Origin of the sequence: Xanthomonas sp. fls2-241-TYG-148, assembly GCF_030208815.1 — a bacterium.
Lineage (GTDB): Bacteria > Pseudomonadota > Gammaproteobacteria > Xanthomonadales > Xanthomonadaceae > Xanthomonas > Xanthomonas campestris.
This window is the reverse complement of the sequence record NZ_JARVTE010000019.1, coordinates 13,170-35,170: the sequence shown is the minus strand read 5'-3', so window position 1 is coordinate 35,170 and position 22,001 is coordinate 13,170. Positions and strand designations below refer to the sequence as shown.

Below are 22,001 nucleotides of genomic sequence, written 5' to 3'. Positions count from 1 at the left end.
CCTGCGTGCCTCAGAACTGCCAGCGCAGGCCGACATTGGCGTTGACGCTGCTGGCATCGGAACTGCCACGCTCGGCACCCACATTGCCGTACAGCGAGAACGTGTCGCTGACGCTGTAGCGCACACCGAACGACGCACGCAGCGCTTCCTTGGAGAGCGGCTCACCGGCAACGGTGAACCGCGCCTCGGGCAGGCCGGTGAACCAGGCGGTGAAGTCGGCGTGGTTGTCGCCAAGCAGCGAGCGATAGGCAACCAGGCCGTCGAAGCCCCACTTGCCATGCGCCAGGTGACCGCGCACGCCCACTTCGCCGTAACCGGCGCGCAGCGTGTCGCTGGCTGCGCTCAGGCCCAGGCCGGTGACCGATGCTTCGCTGAAGGCATCCTGGGTCTGGCTGACCACACCGGCGGCCACGAACGGTGACAGCCCGGCGCGCGGCAACAAGCCCAGTTCGGTGCGCAGCGACCAGTTGGTGTCGTGGCGACGATCCTGCAGGCGCTCGCTGATGCTGCCGGCCTGCACGCTGCGTTCGGTTTCCACGCTGCCCATGCCGTATGAGCCAATCGCCGAGAGATACGCCATGCCGACCGGCTGGTACAGGTAGGCGGTCATCGCGTAGCGGTCGGCGCGCAGGCGGCTGGCCGAGGCGCTGATGGTGCCGCGGTCTTCGCCCGAGGTGAGCGCTGCACCCACGATGGTGCCGACGCCGCCCAGCGGCATGTCGAAGCCCACGGTGGTTGCGCGCTGGGTGTAATCGGCCGACGCGTAGCCGGCGCGGCTCAGGTCACCGTCGAGGTAGCTGCCCTGCATCCAGGTGGTCAGCGTGGTGGTGCCGGCCAGCAGCGGCAGGCGATCAGCCGCCACACGTGCATCGTTGAGCGCGGACTGGAACCCAAGCGTGCGTTCGATGCCGTGGACCTGGCCCACCAGCGTCGGCAGCGAGCTGGCAACCTGCGCATCGGTGGCCAGTAGCAGCGCACCGGTCGCGGTGATGACGCCGCCCAGGTTTGCGGTGTCGCCGGACGCCACGCGGGTATCCAGGGCTTTGACCAGGCTGTCGGCCTGACGGGCGCCGGCCACCACCGACTGCGACGCACCGGCAGCCTGTGCGCTGGCGGCAGCGGCATTGCGGGTGAGCGTGGCGGTGACGCTGGTGGGGTCATAGGCCAGCGCGGCGGTCCAGAAGAAGTTGTTGGCGTACTGCACGCGGTCGAAGGTGCCCTGCAGGGCGCCGGCACGCACGATGCGCTCGCTGCCGGCAACCGTGTAGCCCGCCGCTTCCGGCAGCAACAACAGGTTGCCTTTCAGGCTGGCCTGGCCGGTCACGGTCAGGCCCTTGCCCAGTTCGATCGCGGTGGTGCCGGTGCTGTTGACCAGACTGTAGTTGCCGTTGATGGTGCCGCCGCGCGATTCGAACGTGGCCGAGTTGAGCACCAGCACGTCGGAGCGCACGCTGCCCGACAAGGCCAGCACGCCGTCGCTGATGCTGGTGCCGCCGGCGTAGCTGTTGTTGCCGCTCAGGGTGAGTCTGCCGGCGCCGTTCTTGGTCAGGTTGCCGCTGCCGGAGATGTCGTTGCTGAAGGTGCTGTCGTAGCCGGAGGTCACGTTTGCCGCCCAGTTGCTCGCGAACTGGCCCGGGCCCTTGATCGCCTTGGCGGCGTTGACCATGCCCCAACCGTACAACGCGTCGACGCCGGGATCGCCCAGGTCGGTGGCGGTGGTCAGCAGGGTCTGCTGCAGGTTGGAAGCGCTCATCCAGGGATACACGCCGAGTACCTGCGCGGCCACGCCGCTGACCGCGGCAGTGGAGAACGAGGTACCAGCGATCTGGCCCTGCAACTCGGTGCCGGCCAGGGCCGGGGCGGCGTACATGCCCGGCGCCACCAGGCACCACTGCGCAGCGGAACCGCAATGATTGGAATAGCTGCTCAGCCCGGCCGGATTGCCGGCGCTGTCGATCTCCACCGCGCCCACGGCCAGCCAGTTGTTGCGCAGGCTGGCTTCCTGCACCGGCGCAGCGGCCGGGTAGGAGGCTTCAGCGGCGCCATCGTTGCCGGTGGAGGCCACGATCAAGGCATCGGCCTGCACCAGCGGGGTCAGCGCGAAGCGCCAGGCCAGTGCCGCATTGGCGCTGCTGGCCGCATCGGCGTACGAGGCGCCGATCGACAGGTTGGCGATCCGGACACCGGCCGCAGCCATGTCCACTGCGGCGCGACGCGCCTGCTGCGTGCCACAGGAATTCTCGGCGCAGATGCGGCCGTAGATCAGGTCGGCATCCGGCGCGACACCGCCAGCGAAGCCGTCCTGCGCCGAACCCAGCACCAGTGCCGACACCACACTGCCGTGGCCCCGCAACCGATTGGACGTGGATTCCGCTGCGCCGGGGGCGGCGGTGTAATCGGTAAACGCGTCGACCTTGCCAACGACCGGTGCGTAGGTCTGCACCAGGTTGTCGTCCATCACGCCGATCTTGACGCCTTGGCCTCTGGCGCCGGCCTGCTGGGCCAGATCCGCATTGGTGGGCACCAGCAAATTGCTGGCCAGGCCCTGGTAGCGCGGGGGGGCGACCGGCACCGGTGCAGTTTTCGGCAGCGGATCGGCAGTCGGGGTGGGGGCCGGGTTCGTGATCGGCGCCGGCACCACCGTGGTGGTCGGTGGCGGGTCGTTGCGGACATTGCCGCCACCGCCGCCGCCGCCACAGGCAGTCAGGACAAGGCAGGAGGAGATCGTCGTTGCGAGGAGCGAGCGTTTCATTGGTGGTCTGATTCCTGTCATGGCGCGCCGCTTAGCCGCTTCACATCAACGTCTGGCGCAGTGGACCTGCGCCGACCCAGACCGGCGCAAGAGTTTATTCACGTGTTATTGACATTTAATTTGCTGGCGAATCCATCCCCATGGATGTCGTCGCAAACCGCAACCGAGGGGCTGGTTTGTAGCGCCGCCTCAATTGCCTGATGGTTTAACGGCGATGGGTGGAACTTCTAAAACAGGATTGGACAGCCAGTATTCAGAAGAAACTCTTCAATAGGATTTATTGATTCGAGCAATAGCCGAAATGGTTTAAGGCTATTCCCTACAAGCTGTACGCTTGCGTCCGTTTATTCTTTGCGGCGAAACGGCGAGCATCCTAAATGCGATCGCAGTCGCATGGCATCAGGGAAGACGATCGTAGATGTAGGCAATTCACCTACCACGCAGTGGTAGATAACGAACTCAACCAGTAAAACGGGCGCTACTGTAGTTAGCGGACTCTAGCTTGCACACTATCCGAATAGAGCGTGGCTCTGGGCGTGCGCACATGCAGGGCTGCTCGCAGTTTATTTTCGGAAATAAACTGGCCTAACTCGTGCGCATCGATCTATCGACATTAGAGGTCGATAAGGCGCCTTGTTATATGAGTTGGTTTAAAGCATTTGGAAGGCGGTTATATCGAACTGCCCAAGGTGCGCTTGGCCGAAGACTCTGACTCACCAATTTAATCAGCGCCGTTATTGATCGCGATCTAGTGAAAATGCCTGGCGCTGACAATTCGGGAAATGTGCTCGACGCACAGGATGATCCGGTTTTTCAGCAGGATTTCTGCGGATTTCGAGCTTGGATGCCGTACGCATGCCAACGCGCCGCAGCCTCGCAAATGCGCGTTTGAATGACGACGATTGCAGACGCCCTCGACCGTCACCATTCTCTGGCTGAGTACGCCATTTGAATAAAGCGTCCACCGACGTGTCCTTCTGCGGCACGCATCGCGCGATGTATATGCCAGGACCCGGGCTATTTCAGTTTGGTTCCCGCGATGCATAGCGGCCTTTACTGGAATCCGGAGCGGCGTCTGCCTGGTGGCGTCTGCGTTACGGCGAACCAGCAGCTGCATTCGCCCAGGCAGTGACGGGCAGCAGCGCCGGCACGCCTCGGATTCCCGCTCAGCGGGGCTCTCGGCGGAGCTTCCGTCCGAACACAGGTCCGTTCAGCGCCGTTCAGCTGATTCCCACTGCCTGAGCGGCGCGCACCACGTGCAGACGGACGCAAGCCAGCTATCCAGCCAGGTGCACGGTCCACGCTGTCTGCATCTCAGTGCTGCGGCAGCCAAGTGGCGGGGTGACGTCGGTTCACTAAAGGCAGCGGGCGAGGGACGCCGCTGACGCAGGCAGGCCACTGCATGGCGATCTCGGTCATCAGCACGGCCGTCGCAGCGGATCGCGGCGTCAGCCGGGCCCGACCGTGTCACTGTCGCTAACGCGCGCCCGTTACCTGGCCGGCTGCGCGGGAAGGGCAGCCAGGATCTTCCCGCGGCAGACCTCCAGGATCTCGTCTGCCAGTGGTGAATCGTCCGGGCAGGCGCGCGAGAGCACCACCGCGCCGATCGCGTGGGCCAACCGGTCGATGGTGTCGGCGCGCACCTGCTGCCGTTGTGCAGCGTTGCGCGCGTCATCGGCGTTGGCCAGCGTGTCCAGCAACGTGCTGATGCCGCTGGCGAATTCGGCCTTGATGGCCTCGGGTTGCCGCGCGGCGTCGCCACAGAGCGCGGCCATGGTGCAGCCGCGTGCACGGCCATCGCGGTGCTTGCGCGAGACGTAATCGCTGAGGAATTCGGCCACATCCACCGCATCGGAGGCGGCAGCGGTCTTGGAAAAACCGAGTGCGGCCGTCTCGGCCATCAGGTCCGCCTTGGAGCGGAAGTGCTTGTAGAAGCCGCCATGGGTGAAGCCGGCCGCGGCCATCAGTTCGGCCACGCCTACGCCGTCGTAGCCGCGCTCGCGAAACAGCGCAGCCGCGGTCTCGACGATATGCGCCCGGTTTTCCTGTGCCTGTGCCTTGGTGACTTTCATGGGGGCAACTCCCGCTGCTGACTGGTGGCCAGTATGCATTGATGTCGTCCGTCATCAAAGTGTTGACAAGATAGATTATGGTCGACATCATTAATCCATCGCCGGATGAGGCTGCCCTGGCACCGCATCGAGCACCGATTGCAGTGCCATCCCTTTTTGACCGGACCCCGCTAATGACCGACACGCCCCTGTTCCAGCCGTACACCCTCGGCACCCTGACGCTCGCCAACCGGGTGGTGATGGCGCCGCTGACGCGCAACCGCGCGGTCGCCGGCGGCGTGCCCAGCCCGTTTGCAGCCAGCTATTACGCGCAGCGTGCTTCCGCCGGCCTGCTGATCTCTGAAGGCAGCCAGATCTCGCAGCAGGGGCAGGGCTACCAGGACACGCCTGGTATCTATTCGCAGGCGCAGATCGATGGCTGGCGCGTGGTGACCGACGCCGTGCACGCCAAGGGCGGGCGCATCTTCCTGCAGCTCTGGCACGTGGGCCGGGTGTCGCACGTGGATTTGCAGCCCGACGGTGCCGCACCGGTTGCGCCGTCGGCGCTCCCGGCGCAGGCCAAGGTGTTCGTCAATAACGGCTTCGCCGATACCTCGGCGCCGCGCGCACTCGCGCTCGACGAACTGCCCGGCATCACAGACAGCTTCCGCCAGGGCGCGGCAAATGCCATCGCGGCCGGCTTCGATGGCGTGGAGATTCATGCCGCTAACGGCTATCTGCTGGACCAGTTCCTGAAAGACGGCGCCAACGTGCGCACCGATGCGTACGGCGGTTCGGTCGAGAACCGGGCGCGTTTCGTGCTGGAGGTGACCCGGGCCGTGGTCGAGGAAATCGGCGCAGCACGCACCGGCATCCGCATCTCGCCGGTGTCGCCTGCCAGCGGCATTTCCGGCACCCGCCCGCAGCCGCAGTTCGATTATCTCGTCGAGCAACTCGACGCGCTCGGCATCGTGTATCTGCACGTCGTGGAAGGCGCCACCGGTGGCCCGCGCGATGTGGCGCCGTTCGACTACAGCGCCTTGCGCCGCCGTTTCAAAAATACCTACCTCGCCAACAACGGCTACGACCTGGAGTTTGCGAGCGCGCGCCTTGCCAGCCATGAGGCCGATCTGATCGCGCCTTCGGCCGCCCCTTCATTGGCAACCCGGACCTCGTGCAGCGCCTGCGCACCGGCGCGCCACTGGCCGCGTTCGACCCGGCCACCCTGTACGGCGGCGGCGCTGCCGGCTACAGCGATTACCCCACCCTGGACGGCAGCACCGCGTCCTGACCCGCAGGTGCTGCGTGCGCGTGCACGCGGCACACGCTCTCCGCAACCCACTTCTCCGAGACCCACATGAACACACTTTCGACTGTCCTCATCACCGGCGCATCGACCGGCATTGGTGCGACCTACGCCGAGCGCTTTGCGCAGCGCGGCCACAACCTGGTGCTGGTGGCGCGCGACAAGACGCGTCTGCAAGCCCTTGCCGAGCGCCTGCAGCAGGCGCATGGCGTCAACGTCGACGTGCTGCCTGCAGACCTCACCGAGCGCGCCGATCTGGCCACCGTGGAAGCGCGCCTGCGTACGGATACCAGCATCGGCATCCTCATCAACAATGCCGGCATTGCGCAGAGCGGTGGCTTCGTTGACCAGGACGTCGACACCATCGAGCGGCTGATCACCCTCAACATCACTGCACTGACCCGCCTGGCACACACCATCGCGCCGCGGCTGGCGCAGGCAGGCGAGGGTGCCATCGTCAATATCGGTTCGGTTGTCGGTCTGGCACCGGAATACAGCATGTCCGTTTATGGCGCGAGCAAGGCCTTCGTGCTGTTCCTGTCGCAAGGCTTGCATGTGGAACTCGGCGCCAAGGGCGTGTACGTGCAGGCGGTGCTGCCGGCGACCACGCGTACCGAAATCTGGGAACGGATCGGCGTCAATGTCGACAGCCTGCCCGAAGTGATGGAAGTGGGCGAGCTGGTGGACGCGGCATTGGTCGGCTACGACCGTCGTGAACTGGTGACCATTCCGCCGCTGCATGTGGCCGCACGTTGGGATGCGCTGGACGGCGCGCGCCAGGGCCTGCTCTCGGATCTGCGCCAGGCACACGCCGCCGAGCGTTACCGCACCGCGTCCTGACGCGTATACCCGCCACTGCCATCGGAGCCGCCACTCATGACGTTCAACGCACTGCTGGCCACGCAGACCAGCGATCGCATCGCCACCGACGTCGTGCAACTGGAGGAAGGCCAGCTGATGGCAGGCAATGTCACCGTCGCAGTCGAGTACTCGACGGTGAATTACAAGGATGCGCTCGCGGTCACTGGCCGCGGGCCGATTATCCGCCAGTTCCCGCTGATTCCGGGCATCGATTTTTCCGGCGTGGTGGCGTCGTCGCATCCACGTTTTCATATCCGCACCGTCGTGGACGTCAACGCATGAACATTGCAGCGCACCGTGCCCAGCCCGGCGAACCCTCGGCAGCGCCGAGCCTGCTCTACCGCGACACACCCAACCGCGCGATCGTGGTCGACGGCACCGTCTTTGCCTATCGCGACCTCGGCCCCTGCGGCGGCGTGCCGGTGCTGGTGCTCAACTACTGGGGCGGCACGCTCGACGACATGGATCCTTCCATCGTCGATGGCCTGGCGCAGAGCCGCCGCGTCATCGTCGCCGACTATCGCGGCATCGGCGGCTCGGGCGGCACCGCGCCGCTGACGATCGCTGTCATGGCGCACGACATGATCGCGCTGATGGGCAGCCTGGGCATCGCACAGGTGGATCTGCTCGGCACCTCGTTCGGCGGTTTCGTGGCGCAGGACATCGTGCGGCAGGCGCCGCAGTGCGTGCGCAAGCTCATCCTGGCCAGCAGCGGCCCGGCCGGCGGCGCGGGGATCGACAAGGTGGGCGCAATCAGCCTGCCGCAGATTCTCAAAGGTGCGTTGACGCGCCGCGACCCCAAGTACTTCCTGTTTTTCACCGCCAGCCAGCGCGGGCGGCACGCTGCAACCGCATTCCTGGATCGCCTCGCCGAGCGCACGCAGCACCGCGACAAACAGCTCAGCCCGCGCGCGTTCTGGCGGCAACTGCAGGCGATCAAGGCATGGGCGCGGCAACCCGCGCAAGACCTCACCCGCTTCACCATGCCGGTGCTCATCACCGCCGGCGATCACGACCGCCTGGTGCCGCCCGTGCACAGCGAAGCGCTGGCCAGGCGCATTCCCCACGCGCAGCTGATCGTCTACCAGGACGCCGGCCACGGCGCCGCATTCCAGTACCACGCCGCGTTCGTCGCGAGCGTGCTGGCGTTTTTGGATCGGTGAGCGGCGCGCTGCGGTGGCTCGGCGCGGTCGCCACTGCAATCGCGTACGCTTTGACTGCGCGCCACGACAGGTAAAGCCGAAGGGAAGGCCTTGGGCGTGCAGGCACCGATCAAGCAGCGCGACGGCGATCGCCCATCACGCGCAAACGCTGGTCCAAGCACGACGGGCGCTGCCACCACGGCAGCGCCTGCAGCGCGCCACCGTGCGATTACTCCTGCGCAGCTGGCACGTACACCAGCCCGGGGGCGTCCTTGACGAAGCTGTCCAGCACGCCGTCTGCCACCTTTACCGGGCCGGCGAAACGGGTGGCGCCGGGGATGGACTGGATGGCGGCCGCCTGTTCGGCGAGTTGCTTGGCCGCATCGAACTGCTGGCTGGCCGCTTGCGGGTTGGCAGCGAGCGCAGCTGAGACGCCGTCGACACTGCGGCGCAATGACTGGCCCCACAACTGCGCTGCGGTGAGCCACGGGTCGGCCTCGCGCACGAAGGCCTGAGTGGTGCTGCCGGCGCGGATCTGCGCCGGTGCGGCCGCCAGTGCATCGGCAGCGTTGCCGAGTGCGTGCAGTGTCGGGGTGATGGCCGCCTGGTCGCCGCTGGCTAGCGCATCACGTGCGTCATCGACCAGTGCCTTGAGGCGCGGCGCCTGCGGTTGCCAGGGCAGGTGGCCGAAGGTCGGCGCAACGTGCTGGGTGTCGAAAAAGGTCAGCAAGGCCTGGGTCACCACCGGGTCGTTGCCGGCAAGATCGCGCGCCGCGTAACGCCAGGTGCGCTGTGCGTCGTAACCAACATCGTTCCAGGCGAAGGCGAGCAAGCCCGCCACCGCCGCCCGGCTGGCCACTTCCTGATTCATCGGGTTGGAGACGATACCGCTCAGCTCCGCCGACAGCCCTGCCTGGCGGCGGTCGTACGGGGCGAGGAGCAGGCGCCCGGTGGTTTCGGCGAAATCGTTGACCGGGTAGTTGTCCCACAGCAGCGTCTTGCGGCCGAAGGCCTTGGTCGCGTTGCGGGCGTCGGTTACCGAGATGGAGGCGGGCACCACGTCAGTACCGGTCCATTGAATGACCACGCGCGGATCCAGTGTCTTGTGCAGCGTGGTCTTGTACGGCGACACGGTGGCGTTGAAGTATTCGGTGGGCACCATGATCAGCGAGCCGTGGCCGGCCGCGGCGATATCTGCCTGCACGGCGTTGAGCAACGTGGCTTGCGCGGTGGCCGCGGCCTGTTCGCCAGACGGGCCGAAGGCGGCTTCGTCGGCCTTGCAGTTCCATTTGGTGTATTCGATATCGTCGAAGGCGACATAGAAACTGCGCACGCCGCGCTTGCGCAATGCGCTGAACTTGCGGCGGATGGCGTCCAGCTCGGCCGGGTCGCTGTAGCAGACCGACGGGCCCGGCGAGAGCGCGTAGACGAAGTTGATGTGCTCGCGGTTGGCAACTTCCACCACCTTGCCCAGCGCCTTGAGCGTGGCCGCAGGGTAGGGCTCGCGCCAGCGCTCCCGGGCGAACACGTCGTCCTTGGGGCTGTAGATATAGGTATTGGCCTTGAAGCGGGCGAGGAAGGCGAGGTGATCCTCACGCTCGGCCATGCTCCAGGGCTTGCCGTAGAAGCCTTCGATCGAGCCGCGCACCGGCATGGCCGGCGCATCGGCGATGGCCACCGACGGCATCTGCCCGGCGGTGACCAATTGCCGAAAGGTCTGCGCCGCGTGGTACAGGCCATCGCTGTCCTTGCCGGCCAGCACGATGGTGACGCCGGTGCCGCTGGCGCGGCTGCCCAGTGCATAGGCTTCGTCACGCTCGGGCAGTGCAGCGCCGGTCTGTTCGAGCGCGCTGCGCACGCTGGCGGTCTCGCTCAGGCCCAGCACCACCTGCACGGTGCCTGGCTCGCTGGCGGGCGTGGTGGCAACGCGGATCTTGCGCACGCCGGCGGCAGCGAGCACCTTGCGTACCAAGGCTTCGGAGGCCGGGTCGGTGCCTTTGGGGCGCACCAGCACCACCGATGTGCCCAAGCTCAGCTCCGGCCCAAGCAAGCGCAGCGATGTTGGCGCCGGAAACACCGCCGGCGCAGTCGTCGGCGTGGCGGACTCGGCAGCAGCGGCGCCGGGGAGCACGGCAACGGCCAGCGCTGCGGCGGTCAGCACGGCTTCAATACGAAACGATCGGCGGTGTCGCATCAAAGATCTCCATGCCAAATTGGTATTTGATTTATCTCGGATGGTATCTACCAATGCACGGCAAGTCGAGGTATGGCTGCAGTGGGTAAGGGAACCACGCACGACCGGCGCGCGCGACGCTGCGCAGCCCTGGCGGCGCGCCCGGTCGGCCACCGCAACGCCTGGTGCGCTGGCCGGCATTGAAAGATGCAGTTGACCGAATGCGGTCCTATGCTTCGCTCCCGCCCGGCGCCGTGTGCCGGTGCAGATCCCCATGACGGGATGGGCGCGGCACGATGCTTGCCAGGGAAGAGCCACGATGGTTCGCGTAAAACCGATGTTTGTCTTGCTGCACGCCCTGGGGTGGCGCTGTTCCTGGCGATCGCATATGTGGCCCGTCCCAGCGAAGACAGCGTGCCGGAGTTGCTGCAGCTGGCCGGCGTGGTCGCAATGAGCATCTGCGGGCTGCTTGGCAGCCTAGCGTTGCGCTTCAGCGGCGGGCGCGGCCTGTGCATGGCCGATCACGGACGCGCTCAAGGTGGTGATCAACAGTGCTACCCGAACCATCATCAGATGCCTGCTCCCTCAGTGGATGAGGGCCAGGCTAGACGTGCAGGGATGGAGCTCGAAGCGATCCATGACCTGCGGTCGCCGGGGCGGCCGAATGGTCGTGGTAGAGGATGAGTGGAATGGGTGGGGTTGCCACTGTGCGGGCGTGGCTGCACCGCCGCGGCTAGGGCTCGCGCACTGCGCGGTCGCTGACCTCGCCGTGCTCGTAGGCGGCCAGCGCGACGATTGCGCCGGCTGCGTCGGCTTCGAAGTCAAAGCGCAGGTCGCGTTCCATCGCGAAGAAACGGGTGGTCGATTCTGGATACAAGGTGGCGACAAAACTGCCGGCGGTGAGCCGCAGATGGTCCCCATCGGCCACGACCACGATGCTGCCGATGCGTGCGGACCGATACTGGCCGGCGTAGCGCGCCAGCGTCGCAGCGGGCACGGTGAGGGTGCGTGCTGGCGGCGTGTACGGTGCCGGGCCATGTGCGTAGCTGAGCACGCGATGCATGCGCCATTGCCCGCCATCGGCGATCCACACGGTAGTGAAGGATGCCTGGCCATCCAGCGACTCTGGCGCGCCGGCCCGCTGCGCGTAAAAGCGGTGCTGGCCTGATAACAGTGCAAAGCCGCCGCTGAGCGGGTGAAACGCCAGGCTGGTGTCGATCGCTTCGCGGCGCAGGCGCATGTTGGGATCGGCGCAGGGGCCTTTGCGCAACGATTCGATCAACCCGTCGCGTGTCCGGGTCAGCCCGGTTTTGTCGTGATAGAACTCCACGTCCGCGCTCAACAGCTTGCCGGCGGCGGGCAGGTCGCACGCGTTATAGGCCTTCCAGAAAGCGGCATCGGCGGCGCGTACGGCCACCTCGTCATCCTGGGTGGCGGCGGTGGCGACAGGTGCCAGGGCGACCAGCACGAAGGCCGCGAGTGTGGTCCGGACCGATATCAGCGGCATGCGTTACTCCTGATGCGGCTGCATCGATCAGCGAGGTTAGACCATCGCGCCTACGCGACGCGCCGCCCGGAAGTCACCATGCCGATCGGCGTGGTCGTGGGCGATGACGTTGCGCGTGTCAGTACAACGCAGGTGTTAGCCCTGCATCGCGCGCGGGCGTGCGTCGTCGCGGGCCAGCGCGTCTTCGTCGCCGGCATGCACGCTGTGCTGCGGCTGCGCCGGTGCGACCGGCATCTCGAAGGTAAAAGTGGTGCCGGCCAACAGGTCCGAGCTCACCGACAAGCGGCCCGCGTGCGCCTTGGCGATTTCCGCCGCGATATACAGCCCAAGCCCCAGACCTGGTTGCGGCGCGTCGTCGTCGTCGCGCGAGAACGGGCTGAACAACTTGGCGCGTTTTTCCGGCGCAATCACGCCGCCGTTGTGCACGCTCAGGTGCAGCATGCCGGCAGCCCGCCAGGCGCGCAGGGTGACCGGAATGCTGGGCGTGCCGTGCACGGCCGCATTACTGAGCAGGTTGGCGAACAGCTGTGACAACCGCGGCGCATCGCAGACGATCTCGCCGCCAATGTGGATGTCGGCATGCAGGTCGGTGCGGCCGGTGGCGGAGCGGACTTCCTGCACCACCTCCCGCAGACGACGCTCCAGCGCATCTTCCGCCCGCAAGGTGACCGGAATGCCGCCACCCAGGCGCCCACGCGCGAAGTCGAGCACGTCATCCACCAGCCCGCCGATGCGGGTGAGGCTGGTGCGGATATGCCCCAGCAACGACGCACCACGTGGCGATTGCGGCTCCAGCTGCAGCATTTCGGTGGCCATGCTGATCGACTGCAGCGGGCTGCGCAGATCGTGGCCCAGCACGGCAATGAACTGGTCGCGTAGCTCGCCTGCATCGTTGGCCGCAGACAGCTCCGTTGCCGCCCGTTGCAGTTTTTCTTCAGTCTCCAGCGAGTTGCCGATAAGCAGGGCGAACAACTCCAGCGACTTCAGGATATGCGCCTCGTCGAAGTTGGCCGGTGCGGAATCGATCGCGCACAGCGTGCCAAAGAAGCCGCCATCGCGCCGGAAAATCGGCACCGACACATAGCTCTCCAGCCCGTACAACTTGGGTGTGTGGTGATGCGCGTACACCGGATGCTGGCTGGCATGGCTGAAGATGACCGGCTTGGGCGACAGCCGGATCTCGTGGCAGATGGTCGATTCCAGTTCCAGCTGGCCGCCGGGCTTCAGGCCAAACCCCAGCGTGTCGTAGGTGGCGCAGGCCACCCAGCTGGTGTCGGTGACGCGGGCCACGGCGGTGAACCGCGAGCCGGTGATGTGGGCGACGGTTTCCAGGATCTGCGGCACGGCGGAGATTCTTTCGATCTCGGCGATCGCATTCAGCGCGGATGGAGCGGAGGAAGGGCGCATGGTGCGTCTCGCGGGCCGGAAGGGCGCAGAAGCAGGCTGATCAGTCCGCGCGGCGCAAAGTGGCGCCAGTTTAGTGCCAATTGCCTGCGCGCTGGGCGGTGACAGGCAAACGAACGGAGCCGCCAGATGGACGGGGCAGGCGGCAGGGCCTGCGGCCGGGGCCTTGCGATGGCCTGGACTGCATTGATCGCATCAAGAGGACAGAGCGATCCAGACAGTGGGGTGCTGGATCACGATCCCCGGCATCGGCAGACCGCATTCGTCACTGAGATGGGGAATCGGGAATCGGGAATCGAGAGTGGGGAATGGGTAGAGGCAGGAGCACAGCAGGCGACTTCGATCAGCAAGTCGGTTCGGCAGCCCAGTCTGTTCAACAACGCATGGTGGTTGCGTGCGCTTGGTGCTTCCAGACGATGCCGACGACGAACACGTCGAGCACCGACTTGTGCATCGGTGGCGCCGTTGTTCCTGGAGGCATCCATCAACGACGACTGCCTGGCGCGTGGCGTGCGCGCACCGGCAACGCGCGTGCACCCATGACCAACCGCCTGACGCGTGTGATCACGCGACGATGCGCGCCGCTGCATCCCCAAACATCACAAGCCTTAGCACACCACAGTGGCAGCATCGGCGCATTCCAAACACCGTTATAGAGGAGCCCGCCATGCAGTCGATTGCTGTCCCGCCACGAACATGGGCCATCCACCCGTTTCATGCAGCCGTGCTGGGGGGCGTGTTGCCGCTGTTCCTTGGCGCGTTGTTGAGCGACTACGCGTACTGGAGCAGCTACCAGATCCAGTGGAGCAACTTCGCCTCCTGGCTGCTGGTCGGCGCAATGGTGTTTACCAGCATCGCCTTGCTGTGCGGCATCGTCGGGCTCGTGCGCGGTAGCCGGCATGTGGTGTATGTCGCTGCGTTGGTGGCCACCTGGGTGATCGGTTTCTGGAACGCGTTGCATCATGCGCGCGACGCCTGGGCGATCATGCCGATGGCACTGGTGTTGTCGGTCATCGTTACGCTGTTGGCGCTGCTGGCCACCTGGGCGGGCTTCGCCAGTCTGCGGACGGGAGGTGCACGATGAGCCGCCGTCCATTTGCTGTGTTGGCCGTGTCCGCGTTGGCCGCTGCACTGGCCGCCTGCGGCCAGGCACCGGATGCCAAACAGCACGGCGCTGCGCCGGAGTTGCCGGCACCGCACCGTGGCTTGATGCCCGACATGTTGATTGCCAAACCCGCCGCATGGAACGACCGCCGCCCCACCGTACCGGCTGGCTACAGCGTGTCCGCGATTGCGACCGGCCTGGGCATTCCGCGCCAGACCCTGGTGCTGCCCAATGGCGACATCCTGGTAGCCGAAGGACGCGGCGGCGGTGCGCCCAATCTCAAGCCCAAGGACGTGATTGCCGGCAAGATCAAGGCCAAAGGCACCAGTTCGGTAAAGAGCGGCAACCGGCTGACGTTGTTGCGCGACGCCGACGGCGACGGCACCTACGAACTCAAAACCGTGTTTGCCGACAAGCTCAATGCGCCCTACGGGTTGGCGCTGATCGGCAACGCCTTGTACGTGGCAAACCAGGACGCCCTGGTGCGCTTCGATTACAGCGAAGGCCAGACCAAGGCCAGCGGCGCGCCAACGGTGGTGACCGAGCTGCCGTCTGCCATCAACCATCACTGGACCAAGGCGCTCACCGCCAGCGCCGACGGGCGCTATCTGTATGTCGCCATCGGCTCCAACAGCAACATCACCGAACGCGGCATGCCCGCCGAAGTCGATCGCGCACGCATCTGGCAGGTGGATGCCGCCACCGGAGCACATAAGGCCTATGCCACCGGCCTGCGCAACCCCACCGCGCTGGCGATCCAGCCGGGGAGCGGCGCGCTGTGGGCCGTGGTCAACGAGCGCGACGAGATCGGCCCGAATCTGGTGCCCGATTATCTGACCTCCGTGCGCGAAGGCGGCTTCTATGGCTGGCCTTACAGCTACTGGGGAAAGAACGTGGATACGCGTGTGATGCCGCAGGATCCGCAAAAAGTGGCCTCCGCCATTGCACCGGATTACGCACTGGGCTCGCATGTGGCGGCACTCGGCGTTGCGTTCTCGTCCGCGGCCATGGGCGAAAAATTCGCAGACGGTGTCTTCGTTGGTGAGCACGGCAGCTGGAACCGCGATCCGCCGGCGGGCTACAAGGTGGTGTTCGTGCCGTTCCGCGACGGCCGCCCGGCAGGCGACCCGATCGACTTCGTCTCCGGTTTCTACGGCGACGACGGGCTGACCCGTGGCCGCCCGGTCGGCGTCACCGTGGATCCGCGTGGCGCGCTGATCGTGGCCGACGATCTGGCCAACACCATCTGGCGTGTGACGCCAGCTGCGAAGCCGGCTGCTCCCTGATCGGCGTTCAACAGCGCTGAGTCGGTGTGCCCGCTTCGAAGGAGGCGGGCACACGGCCGATGCGCGTTGGCATGGTCGGTGTGTGAGTAGGCGTGCTGTTCGAAAAACGCGCTGGCATGGCGCGAGGTGTCGTGGCCAACGTTCGAACGAGGCACACGCATGATGATGGAACGGCGCTTTGTTACCATCGCGCCAGTCATAGAAAGGGCCATGCATGCCGTCGCTGACATTTCCCGAACCCGCGCTATTTGTTCCCAACCAGGGCGAGCCATCGCTGCGCTGGGGCATTCTGGGCCCCGGCATCATCGCCACAGCTTTCGTCAAGGCCATGCGCGGCCATACCCGGCAACAGCCGTTCGCGGTCGCCTCGCGCTCGCGGGCACGTGCGGAGGCGTTTGCACAGGCCTGGTCCATCCCGCGTGCGTACGACAGTTACCAGGCACTGGTGGACGACCCACAGGTCGACATCGTCTACATCGCCACGCCTCACAGCGAACATCTGGCGCAGGGCTTGCTCGCATTGCGCGCGGGCAAGCATGTGCTGATCGAAAAACCCATCACCACCTGCGCGGCAGACGCACGCGTGCTGGTGCAAGAAGCCCGCGCACGTGGGTTGTTTCTGATGGAGGCGATGTGGAGCCGTTACCTGCCGCATGCGCTGGTGCTCAAGGCCCAGGCCGAGAGCGGCGCGCTTGGCAGCGTGCGCCACGTCTTTGCGGACCTGAGTCAGTTGGGGCCCAGCGATCCTGCACATCGGCAGCGCAATCCGGCGCTGGGTGGCGGCGCCTTGCTCGACCTGGGTGTGTACACCGTGCAGCTGTCGTCGATGCTGCTCGGCACACCGACGGCCATCACCGCAACCGGCGCACTAACTGACACCGGCGTGGATGCATTCTCCACACTGGTGCTCTCGCACGGCCAACACGCGCAGTCCACCTTGATCAGCTCGATCGTCGGGCGCAGCACGTCCACGGCTTACGTGAGCGGCACCGAGGCGCGCGTCGACCTGGGCGCCTCGTTCCACAATCCCACCACGCTGCAGCTGGCAGGCAACAGCGATGCCACTGCCGCAGCGCTGTGGCAGGACCCGACCGGCATCAGCGGTTATGACGGGCTCTGCTGGCAAGCGACCGCTGCCGCGCGCTTCATCGGCGAAGGTCGCACCGAATCGCCGCTGCATCCACTCGACGAAGTGGTGCAGATCATGACCACGCTGGACACCGCACGCGCGCAGCTGGGCATGCGCAGTTAGGGGCGCAGCAGCGATGTGCGTGCACAGTGCCCGCGTTGCCGCCGGGTTGGGCGCGCCATTTAGAGCGGCTAACAAAACGTAGCGAGCAGTCGTCAGGTGGGTGCGGATGGCGCGGAGGAACCGGAATGTACGTGGGTACATGAGGATTCCGAGCACCGGCCGCGCCCGCCTGGCGGCTGCGCAGTCGTTTTGATAGCTGCTCTTAACACCGAACTGCCAATCCCTGCCCGTAACCGCTAAAGTGCCTGCCCCAAGGCAGGGCAGACGGTGGTGTCTGCCCTGGTGTCGAACCCGATGGATTGCTCGACGTCATACGCAACCGCAACGTTGCACCAAGGCCAGCGCGCACGGATGTCCTGCGCTGCCTGATGTAGAAGGATGTTGTTGTTGATGTGGTTCAGAGCTTGGTTGTGCGTTGTTGGTGCGCTCACTGTTTCACCCGCCTTTGCGGCAGACCTGATCGGTCGCGCCACCGTCACCGATGGCGATACCCTCACCGTGGCGCAGCAGCGCATTCGTTTGTGGGGGATCGACGCGCCGGAGAGCGCGCAGCAATGCACCGCCCGCAATGGCCAGGCATGGCCGTGCGGCCGGCGCGCCGCAGCTGCACTGGATGCATACGTGCAAGACCAAACGGTGCGCTGCCAGCCCAAAGATACCGATCGCTACGGACGCATCGTGGCCGAGTGCTTCGTGCAAGGCCAGTCGATCAACGCGTGGATGGTGCGTGCGGGCTGGGCCGTGGCGTATCGGCAATATGCCACGGCATTTGTCGCTGATGAAGCCATTGCCCGCCAGCAGGCGAGCCAGCTGTGGAGCGGCAGCTTCCAGACCCCATCGGAGTACCGGCGCGCAAAACGCAATGCTTCTGCCAAGCCAGCGGCAGGCACGTCCGCACCGATCAATGCCCGTTGCACCATCAAGGGCAATGTCTCGGCGAAGGGCGCCAAGATCTTCCATTTGCCCGGACAGCGCGACTACGCAAAGACACGCATTGCCCCGGCCCATGGCGAGCGGATGTTCTGCAGCGTCAGGGAAGCACTGGATGCGGGCTGGCGCCCGGCGCAGCGTTGATCTGCAGCGCATTCGCCGATCAGAACCGGTAGGCGCGCATAGCGCTGCACGGGCCCGCCAATGCAGCGAATCCGTGTCTGCGTCCTCCCGCAGGCGCGGGTCTGGCCTTACCAGATCACGACGCGGTCCTGTTCCGATCGGACCATCGCGTCGCCCGGCTTGCATCCAAACGCAGTGGCGAACTGCGGCATATTCGACGGCGATGCATTCGTGCGGACCGCGTAGGGCGCATGACCATCCGAGTTGAGCAAGCTGAGCTGCTTCTCCTCGCGCATGGTGCCGCGCCACAGTCTTGCCCAGCCGAGAAAGAAGCGCTGTTGCGGCGTAAATCCATCGATATCCGCACCACGCTCGGGATGCCGCCGCAGATTGGCCTGCAACGCATCGAACGCAATATTGATGCCACCCAGGTCGGCAATGTTCTCTCCCAGCGTCAGTTCGCCGTTGACGTGCACGTCCGGCTTGTTCGGCAGCGGGGTGTAGGCGTTGAACTGGGTGACCAGCTTGCTGGCGCGCGCAGTGAAGGCGGCCAGATCGGCCGGTGCCCACCAGTTGACGTTGGTGCCAACCGCATTGAACTTGCTGCCTTGATCGTCGAAGCCGTGGGTTGCCTCGTGGCCCATTACGGCACCAATGGCGCCGTAATTCAGCGCGTCGTCCGCGGTCACATCAAAGAAGGGAGGACGCAACACCGCCGCCGGGAAATTGATGCTGTTGTCCAGTGAAAAATAGAACGCGTTGACGGTTTGCGGCGTGGTGAACCACGCGTTCCGGTCCGCTGGCTTGCCGACCTTGGCAAGCTCATAGCGATAGTTGAACGCAGCAGCTGTCTCCACATTGCGTAAATAGGCGTCGCGCTCGAAGTGCAAGCCCGACCAGCTACGCCAATGATCCGGGTAGCCCACCTTGACGACGAATCCTGCCCACTTCTTCAATGCGGCGGACTTGGTCTCCGCTGTCATCCAGTCTGCCTGCTGGATCCGTAGCTTGAGTGCCTGGCGGATGTTCTCGATCAGCTCTGTTGCGCGCTGCTTGGCTTCGGGGGTGAACATCTTTGCCACATACAGCTGGCCAAGACCCTCGCCGATCGCTTCATTGGTCGCAAACAGCACGCGCTTCCAGCGCGGCCGCTGCGCCTGCTGCCCGTCCATGGTCTTGTAGCGGAACGCGAAGCGGTTATCGACAAACGGCTTGCTCAAGGCGAACGCCGCATCATCAATCGTGCGAAAGCGTAGATAGGCCTGCCACTGCGAGACAGGCAACGTCTTCAACAGGTGATCGAAGCCTGCAAAGAAGCGCGGCTGCGAGAGCGAGAAACGCTGGTCCGTGCTCAACCCCTGCGCGGCTAGATACGCCTTCCACGAGAAATGCGGCGTCACTGCATCGGCCTGTACAACGCTGACCAGATGGTATTGGGTCTTTGGGTCGCGTGCTTCGACCGGACTCAGCGATGCTGCTGCGAGCGCCGTTTCAACCTGCAAGACCTGCTTGGCCTGCACTGTTGCAGCCTCGGGCGTCGCGCCGGTCAGGACGAAGGACTGAGTGATATAAGCCAGATACGCCTTGCGAATGTCGGCGTAGCGCGGGTCGGTGTAATACGCCTTCGATGGCAGCGTCATGCCGTTCTCTTCGGCATAAGCGATCACCTTCGACGCATCCTGGAAATCCGGGTAGGCGCCGAACTTGAAGACCAGCCCGGCACCTTGGGTATTGCGTGCAGCAATGAAATTGGCAACGTCCTGCGGCGTTTTCAGCGCTTCAATCTGCGCGAGCCGCGGGCGAATGGGTGCATCGCCCAGGCGCTGGATTGTGGCTTCGTCCATACCGGACGCGTAGAACGTGCCCACCAGTTGCTCAACGGAACCCTCCACAGGTTTCGATCGGCCCAGCGCCTCCACGATCTCGCGCTGGGCAGCATCGCTTTCGTCCTGCAGCGTTGGGTAGCTGCCGACTTCCGTCTCGTCGGGAGGAATGGTTGTCTTGGCGAGCCACTTGGAATTGACGAAGCCGTTGAGGTCCTGGCAGGCGCTGATGGTGGGCTGCAGTTCCTGCGGATCAAATGCTGCGCGCTGTGGAGCGTGCTGAGGTGCAGCTGCCGGTGCCGCGGTTGCGCCTGGCGCTGTGGCCGGATCGCGCTTGCAGGCGCTCAGCGCCATCACGGTGGCAACGGCGAGCAATGTGTTCCTGGAAAGAGTCATGGCGCCATCGCAAGGGGGGGAGGGAGCCGCAACGTACAGGCTTGCCCTGCACGTCGGGGGCTTGCATGAAGAATGTTGAGCATTGCGTAGGTTTCGGATTCACGTCCGCTGGGTCACTACGAGCCCATGATGGGCTACGCGGCATGCTGCCAACTGCGGTAACGCAGCCACGTACGGGCGCTGCGTCCGCATGCGAGCCTCTGTCAGTTGGGTGTTGCAGCCGATGCCGAAACGTCACGCAACCACTGTGCCACCGAGCGCGGACTCAGCCCAAGCAAGTGCTGGGCACTGCTCGCCGGATCGATGGTGTTTGCCGGTGCCTGCCAGAGGGCCTGATACAGCCCGGTGACCGCAGCGGCAGCCGGCCCCAGCATCGGCTCGAGAAGGTTGCCGAAGTCAGCCGGCAATACGCCGCGGAAAGCCACACTGCGCTGCAGCTGCTCTGCCATGCCGGCCGCGAGATCCCGGCCGAGCAGGCCGGGGAGGTGACCCACGCCAACCACACCGCGTAATTCCGGCATCTCGAACAACCGCACAACTACCTCGGCAACATCCAGATGCGAACTCCAGGAGACCGCGAAATCCTCACGAATCGGGTAGCCGAGAAGGCCCTCGGCACGCGCGCCGCCAATCACCATGGGCAGCAGCAGGTTCTCCAGGAACAGCCGCGGCGCTACCACCGCAGTGGAGACGCCAGTGGCCTTCACGCCTTCGATCAGCACAGTGATTGCCGCACTTGCCGGCGCTTGCAGCGCGCTGCCGGGGGCATCAACGATGCTGCCGCTGGTGGAGATCACCACCCGTGCCGGCTTGGCCGCAGCGATCGCTGCGACGATGGCATTCGCCTGTGCAAGGCGCGCCTCTTCCGTGGCGACCGGCAAATGGATAAAGACACCCTTCGCGCCGCGATACGCCTCGGTAAGCGACTGCACGGAGGTGTTGTCGACACGGATGGCGGCGGTGCCTGCATGCGCATCAGGGTTACGCACTGCTGCAACGGCATGCTTTCCGGCAGTCAGCAGCTGTGTGAGGACGGGGGCGCCCTGAGCGCCGGTAGCACCGTGGATGATGTAGGTCATTGCATGCTCCTGTGTGAGCGGTTGGAAGGATGGCGCCGGAGCATGGGAGGCGTCCATCGGTTACTTCAACTGCACTAATGGAAACTGGCTGAATGCTTCGCGCATCGTGCAGAGGCGCTGCATGTCGAAGCTATGCAGGCGGCTGTGCTGCCATCTGTCAACGCAGCACTGGTCCACGGCGCCCCCTCATTACCCTGCAACGCGCCGACACTGAGCTGAGCTGGGCTGGCGCTGCGACAATGCGTCGCAGCCCGGCCGCAGTTTTTTCATTACACTTCGCCGGTGTCCACGCCACTTCCCCCTTTGCGCCGATTGATGCAGCACCTGGCCTGCCTGGCCGTGGTGTTGTTGGTGTGCGCGCCGTTGGTGAGCCGAACACTCAATGGCGCACAGCGTTTTCTGGATGCGCCGCTGTGCCAGAGCCAACCCGATCAGGCTGGCAATGCCATGCGCACGACGCTGTTGCTTGCCAAGATCGCTGGAGGCGAAAGCCCGGCGAGCATCAACAGTGCAGCACTGGATGCCTGGCCGGGCAGCATGCACCACCAAGATCATGGAGCAGCGCATGGAGCATTGGCCTGCGATTACTGCGTGCTCTCGGCAAGACTACTGCCGTGGCTGTTGGTCGTCTTGCTGGTGTTCCCCTTACTGCGCGCGGTCGTTCCCGGCGAAGGAACCGTAGCGCCTGAGTCCTTCAAGGCGCGATGGCGCGCGCATACGCCACGTGGGCCACCGCTGCGGGCTTGAATACGCTGAGTGAGTGAGTCAGCGCTGGCATTGCCCACGGCTGGCTGCGTTTTAGGTGCTTTGG

At 65.2% G+C, this 22,001-nt stretch carries 14 protein-coding genes, 1 other RNA gene and 2 pseudogenes; 9 read left to right on the top strand and 8 right to left on the bottom strand.

The genetic code is table 11. From position 1 onward, the window contains the following. Nucleotides 1–10: 10 nt before the first annotated feature. Together QRM60_RS17830 and QRM60_RS17825 are read right to left on the bottom strand one after the other, a co-directional pair. Nucleotides 11–2,752, bottom strand: coding sequence for a S8 family serine peptidase (locus QRM60_RS17830; protein WP_285446760.1), 2,742 nt, complete (start codon nucleotides 2,750–2,752; stop codon nucleotides 11–13). A gap of 1,490 nt (nucleotides 2,753–4,242) precedes the next feature. Then, nucleotides 4,243–4,824, bottom strand: a complete 582-nt coding sequence (locus QRM60_RS17825; RefSeq protein WP_042596119.1) for a TetR family transcriptional regulator — start codon at nucleotides 4,822–4,824, stop codon at nucleotides 4,243–4,245. Between the two features lie 173 nt (nucleotides 4,825–4,997). Between QRM60_RS17825 and QRM60_RS17820 the strand changes: the two are divergent. From QRM60_RS17820 to QRM60_RS17805, 4 genes and pseudogenes are all read left to right on the top strand, one after another. Then, nucleotides 4,998–6,094 (top strand): annotated as a pseudogene (locus tag QRM60_RS17820) (alkene reductase). 66 nt (nucleotides 6,095–6,160) lie between these two features. Beyond that, nucleotides 6,161–6,949: an SDR family oxidoreductase gene (locus QRM60_RS17815; protein ID WP_115555935.1), complete on the top strand. Its 789-nt coding sequence runs from the start codon at nucleotides 6,161–6,163 to the stop codon at nucleotides 6,947–6,949. A 36-nt stretch (nucleotides 6,950–6,985) separates the two neighbouring features. Continuing rightward, nucleotides 6,986–7,213 (top strand): annotated as a pseudogene (locus QRM60_RS17810) (alcohol dehydrogenase catalytic domain-containing protein); the annotation flags it as partial. 35 nt (nucleotides 7,214–7,248) lie between these two features. Then, on the top strand, nucleotides 7,249–8,133 hold the full coding sequence (locus tag QRM60_RS17805) for an alpha/beta hydrolase (protein WP_202975400.1): 885 nt from the start codon (nucleotides 7,249–7,251) through the stop codon (nucleotides 8,131–8,133). Between the two features lie 208 nt (nucleotides 8,134–8,341). On the opposite strand, the gene QRM60_RS17800 is transcribed toward QRM60_RS17805, so the two are convergent. The 3 genes from QRM60_RS17800 to QRM60_RS17790 all read right to left on the bottom strand — a co-directional run bounded on the left by QRM60_RS17800 (nucleotide 8,342) and on the right by QRM60_RS17790 (nucleotide 13,199). Next, nucleotides 8,342–10,306, bottom strand: coding sequence for a beta-N-acetylglucosaminidase domain-containing protein (locus QRM60_RS17800; protein ID WP_115555934.1), 1,965 nt, complete (start codon nucleotides 10,304–10,306; stop codon nucleotides 8,342–8,344). Nucleotides 10,307–11,018: 712 nt separating this feature from the next. After that, nucleotides 11,019–11,792 (bottom strand): DUF4440 domain-containing protein, encoded by a 774-nt coding sequence (locus tag QRM60_RS17795; RefSeq protein ID WP_115555933.1) that lies wholly within the window; start codon nucleotides 11,790–11,792, stop codon nucleotides 11,019–11,021. Between the two features lie 135 nt (nucleotides 11,793–11,927). After that, the gene (locus QRM60_RS17790) at nucleotides 11,928–13,199 is read right to left on the bottom strand and encodes a GAF domain-containing sensor histidine kinase (RefSeq protein WP_115555932.1); all 1,272 of its coding nucleotides are present in this window, start codon (nucleotides 13,197–13,199) and stop codon (nucleotides 11,928–11,930) included. Nucleotides 13,200–13,863: 664 nt separating this feature from the next. On the opposite strand from QRM60_RS17790, the gene QRM60_RS17785 reads away from it, so the two are divergent. From QRM60_RS17785 to QRM60_RS17775, 3 genes are all read left to right on the top strand, one after another. After that, nucleotides 13,864–14,280 carry a DUF2231 domain-containing protein gene (locus QRM60_RS17785; RefSeq protein ID WP_115004771.1) on the top strand — a complete coding sequence of 139 codons (417 nt, stop codon included), beginning with the start codon at nucleotides 13,864–13,866 and terminating at the stop codon, nucleotides 14,278–14,280. Continuing rightward, nucleotides 14,277–15,587: a sorbosone dehydrogenase family protein gene (locus QRM60_RS17780; protein WP_116903026.1), complete on the top strand. Its 1,311-nt coding sequence runs from the start codon at nucleotides 14,277–14,279 to the stop codon at nucleotides 15,585–15,587. The genes QRM60_RS17785 and QRM60_RS17780 overlap by 4 nt, the downstream gene beginning before the upstream one ends. 214 nt (nucleotides 15,588–15,801) lie before the next feature. Beyond that, complete coding sequence (locus tag QRM60_RS17775; RefSeq protein WP_285446759.1) at nucleotides 15,802–16,839, top strand: Gfo/Idh/MocA family oxidoreductase; 1,038 nt, start codon at nucleotides 15,802–15,804, stop codon at nucleotides 16,837–16,839. A 66-nt stretch (nucleotides 16,840–16,905) separates the two neighbouring features. Here the strand turns inward: QRM60_RS17775 and QRM60_RS17770 are convergent. Further along, a non-coding RNA gene (locus QRM60_RS17770) (sX9 sRNA) lies at nucleotides 16,906–16,980 on the bottom strand. 249 nt (nucleotides 16,981–17,229) lie between these two features. Between QRM60_RS17770 and QRM60_RS17765 the strand changes: the two genes are divergently transcribed. Beyond that, nucleotides 17,230–17,913 (top strand): thermonuclease family protein, encoded by a 684-nt coding sequence (locus QRM60_RS17765; protein WP_285446758.1) that lies wholly within the window; start codon nucleotides 17,230–17,232, stop codon nucleotides 17,911–17,913. Nucleotides 17,914–18,020: 107 nt separating this feature from the next. Here QRM60_RS17765 and QRM60_RS17760 read toward each other — a convergent pair whose 3' ends face one another. Both QRM60_RS17760 and QRM60_RS17755 read right to left on the bottom strand, forming a co-directional pair. Further along, complete coding sequence (locus tag QRM60_RS17760; RefSeq protein ID WP_285446757.1) at nucleotides 18,021–20,111, bottom strand: M13 family metallopeptidase; 2,091 nt, start codon at nucleotides 20,109–20,111, stop codon at nucleotides 18,021–18,023. Nucleotides 20,112–20,314: 203 nt separating this feature from the next. Continuing rightward, nucleotides 20,315–21,190, bottom strand: coding sequence for an NmrA family NAD(P)-binding protein (locus QRM60_RS17755; protein WP_285446756.1), 876 nt, complete (start codon nucleotides 21,188–21,190; stop codon nucleotides 20,315–20,317). A gap of 315 nt (nucleotides 21,191–21,505) precedes the next feature. Between QRM60_RS17755 and QRM60_RS17750 the strand changes: the two genes are divergently transcribed. After that, nucleotides 21,506–21,937 carry a DUF2946 family protein gene (locus tag QRM60_RS17750; RefSeq protein ID WP_285446755.1) on the top strand — a complete coding sequence of 144 codons (432 nt, stop codon included), beginning with the start codon at nucleotides 21,506–21,508 and terminating at the stop codon, nucleotides 21,935–21,937. Nucleotides 21,938–22,001 lie beyond the last annotated feature (64 nt).

Coding starts and splice junctions, on each gene's coding strand:
- QRM60_RS17790 (WP_115555932.1), bottom strand. CDS start 13,199: ATGCGCCCTTCCTCCGCTCCATCCGCGCTGAATGCGATCGCCGAGATC.
- QRM60_RS17750 (WP_285446755.1), top strand. CDS start 21,506: ATGCAGCACCTGGCCTGCCTGGCCGTGGTGTTGTTGGTGTGCGCGCCG.
- QRM60_RS17830 (WP_285446760.1), bottom strand. CDS start 2,752: ATGAAACGCTCGCTCCTCGCAACGACGATCTCCTCCTGCCTTGTCCTG.
- QRM60_RS17760 (WP_285446757.1), bottom strand. CDS start 20,111: ATGACTCTTTCCAGGAACACATTGCTCGCCGTTGCCACCGTGATGGCG.
- QRM60_RS17775 (WP_285446759.1), top strand. CDS start 15,802: ATGCCGTCGCTGACATTTCCCGAACCCGCGCTATTTGTTCCCAACCAG.
- QRM60_RS17765 (WP_285446758.1), top strand. CDS start 17,230: ATGTGGTTCAGAGCTTGGTTGTGCGTTGTTGGTGCGCTCACTGTTTCA.
- QRM60_RS17755 (WP_285446756.1), bottom strand. CDS start 21,190: ATGACCTACATCATCCACGGTGCTACCGGCGCTCAGGGCGCCCCCGTC.
- QRM60_RS17825 (WP_042596119.1), bottom strand. CDS start 4,824: ATGAAAGTCACCAAGGCACAGGCACAGGAAAACCGGGCGCATATCGTC.
- QRM60_RS17800 (WP_115555934.1), bottom strand. CDS start 10,306: ATGCGACACCGCCGATCGTTTCGTATTGAAGCCGTGCTGACCGCCGCA.
- QRM60_RS17815 (WP_115555935.1), top strand. CDS start 6,161: ATGAACACACTTTCGACTGTCCTCATCACCGGCGCATCGACCGGCATT.
- QRM60_RS17785 (WP_115004771.1), top strand. CDS start 13,864: ATGCAGTCGATTGCTGTCCCGCCACGAACATGGGCCATCCACCCGTTT.
- QRM60_RS17795 (WP_115555933.1), bottom strand. CDS start 11,792: ATGCCGCTGATATCGGTCCGGACCACACTCGCGGCCTTCGTGCTGGTC.
- QRM60_RS17805 (WP_202975400.1), top strand. CDS start 7,249: ATGAACATTGCAGCGCACCGTGCCCAGCCCGGCGAACCCTCGGCAGCG.
- QRM60_RS17780 (WP_116903026.1), top strand. CDS start 14,277: ATGAGCCGCCGTCCATTTGCTGTGTTGGCCGTGTCCGCGTTGGCCGCT.